This is a genomic window from Clostridium sp. DFI.1.208, from assembly GCF_024463855.1.
GTDB lineage: Bacteria > Bacillota_I > Bacilli_A > Erysipelotrichales > Erysipelotrichaceae > Clostridium_AQ.
In genome coordinates, this window is sequence record NZ_JANGCA010000368.1 from 1 (window position 1) to 204 (window position 204).

General features: G+C 53.4%; 1 protein-coding gene. It reads right to left on the reverse strand.

The features are described 5' to 3' along the window. A partial coding sequence (locus NE665_RS24710) for a hypothetical protein (protein WP_256302808.1) occupies window positions 1-181 on the reverse strand: 181 nt, incomplete at its 3' end. Between the last annotated feature and the right edge of the window lie 23 nt (window positions 182-204).

Below are 204 nucleotides of genomic sequence, written 5' to 3' on the forward strand. Positions count from 1 at the left end.
TATCGATGTCACTGTCCACATTGCCGTACAGTGCGCCGTACATCTCTCCCTCCATCTCCTGGGAATAGGGGAGATCCGTCACGATGCTCCCGTTCTCATCATGCTCATTCGCATCCTCTGCCTGCACTGTCTGCAGGCTCATCGTCATCAGGATCATGAGCAGGATCGCTGCCTTCTTCATGTCTTTACACCTCCTCTCAGTTC